Annotated in this window: 1 protein-coding gene; it reads right to left on the reverse strand. The window is 37.3% G+C overall.

Annotated features, from left to right (window positions below; genetic code table 11):
- Nucleotides 1–1,707, reverse strand: a 1,707-nt coding sequence (ltrA, locus tag AAGS61_RS20745) for a group II intron reverse transcriptase/maturase (protein ID WP_391376591.1), incomplete at its 3' end; no start/stop codon positions are given.
- Nucleotides 1,708–2,507 lie beyond the last annotated feature (800 nt).

A 2,507-nucleotide genomic window follows, 5' to 3' on the forward strand; every position in this document is an offset into this window, starting at 1 on the left:
CAGTACTTTTAAAAGTACTTTTATTTTCTCAAGATCTTTGAGGTGGATAAGTCGATGAATTAATTCGTGGACGACAATTAAATTACCGTAAGAATCATCTTGCGATAAATAATAAGGCGTTTTATGATGACAGTGCCAATCGTTGAAGCTTAGTTCAACCCCTGTTACTGCACATTTTCCATATTGCGCGATAAATCGACTAATACGATTATCGTTATATTCAATCGATCGTTGAGGAATAAATTGTTTCATCACAGCGTTAAGCGTTTGTCTATTAATAGCTTTTAAACTATGATGAATTTTACTTCTACCTTCGGTAGTATAGTTACAGATCGTTTGTGAGAAATTTAGGTTTATTCGGCAACGTTGAGCGTGAATTGGAGCGAGTGCCATACTTTTAATTTTATAAAGCTTACATTCATATCCGTTATACCTTTTCTGTAATGACTTTGTGAGGTCTTGAAACGTTGCTTCTTTTCTAATACGTTTTAAACGATTGTGTAGCGTTCTATGAATACGGTGGTTCAGCTCAGTTAAATCATCTATAATGTGTGACGCTGCGGAGTAATAGTTTTGAATTCCCATGACAACGGTATTATATCGCCAAACATTTTCAATTGTTTGATGTTTCTGTATCGCCTTTACCGCTTTTTTCAACTTTATCTGTGTATTGTCTAGTGCCTTCTTAGTCATATGTGAGCGTGCAACATAGAGTGTACGCTTCGCTGTTTTCTTGAAATGAGCTTTTATACGGAAGCCCAGAAACTCTGAAGAATTTTTCTTTAGGTTTACAACTTTCGATTTCTCATCGCTAATTTCTAGGTACAATCGTGTAGAAAGAAAATCTTTCACCGCATGAAACATATGTATTGCTTGAGAACGTGTACGACAGATGATTTTAAAATCATCTGCGTATCTCACAATGTAACAATGCTTTAAGTTTGTCTTCTTTAATGCTTGATTCCTACTTATGATGTTTTTATAGGCTTTCTTCGTTACAAAGTTCTCCCATTGATTACTAACCCACCAATCAAGTTCATTTAATACAATGTTTGATAGTAGTGGGGATAGGATTCCGCCCTGTGGCGTTCCTTTTGTCGGAAAACTTTCGCCAACAATTTCTGCTTTTAAAAGACGTGAAATTATAGAAAGAAGAGCTTTATCACGAATACCCATTGTCCACATTTGTTTTAGCAGTTTCGCATGATTAACATTGTCGAAAAACCCTTGTATATCAACGTCTACACAATGATATAAGCACGCTCGATTGATTAATGTTTCAAAACGTGCCTTCGCATGATGTGTACTGCGATTCGGTCTAAAACCATAGCTATGCTTGTAAAATCTCGCTTCACAAATTGGCTCTAATACTTGTAAAATACACTGTTGAAATAACCGATCCCAAATTGTCGGGATACCTAGCGGTCGTGTTTTCCCATTTGCCTTCGGGATAAAGACACGTCGGACTGCTTGAGGACAATAATGTGCAAACATCTTTTGTATCGTTGATACAACTTCTTCTATTGGTAATTGCTTAATATCCTCAATTGTTTGACCATCAAATCCAGCTGTTTTACTACCTGTATTTTTCTTAATATTCCGGTACGCTAATCGAATGTTTTCACTCGATTGCATTAAATCTAGTAAATCATAAAAATTTTGACCATTAGCACTGCGAGCATATAACGTATCAAATTGTTTTTGCATATCATAATACTCGTTGTGTCTCAGTTTCTTTCGTTTTAACAAGTCGGTGGCTCCTTTAGGAGCTGAACCTCTATTAGTCTCACAAGAACCTTATTAATCGTTGAAGAACTGCCTTGCATGGTGAATAAATCTTATATTAGTCTAGTGGCCATCCCTCCACGTTCATTACACGCTTCAACGGTACTGTGCCACCACTTTCACTGATATAAAGGAAAGTTATAGAGTCGCTAGTCTCACAATCCTTTTCCTTTCCAACGCTTCATTGAGAGTAAGCTCTCCACGTTATCAGCTTACCACGTTGAATATTATCTATTATGGAACAAACTTAGGTGCCTCCTATGAACCTGTTAGCATTGCATGTGCCTGTAACACAAGATGGATTTTTATATTGTTGATTCTTACTCACCCATATCTAACCCCACATTTAGTGGTATACACATTTCTATGTATTGCCAGTCTAGACCCGTACATTCAGAGGTTCGTCAGCAATAAGGCTTATTGTCCTATTGGTTACATTCTCACCCTATTTGTTCAACCCAAGCACCATGATTTACACCACTCCATCGAGTAGGATTTCGTCAGCCGAACTGTTACGGTAAATTCTCACGCCTATTAGCCGAGCTTATAACACGCTTTTTCTTACTAAATAGCGTGCTATTCGACGCAGGGGGAGCCTTTCAGAGCGTTACTTCATCATTCGACTCCTTGATAATATCCTTCAATTTAATTCATAAATTGCCTAACCTTTACCGAGATTGTGTTAACCACATCTCATTTGAATTAGGAACGTGTCGCACCAA

This window comes from Lysinibacillus sp. KU-BSD001, from assembly GCF_042920265.1.
GTDB lineage: Bacteria > Bacillota > Bacilli > Bacillales_A > Planococcaceae > Lysinibacillus_B.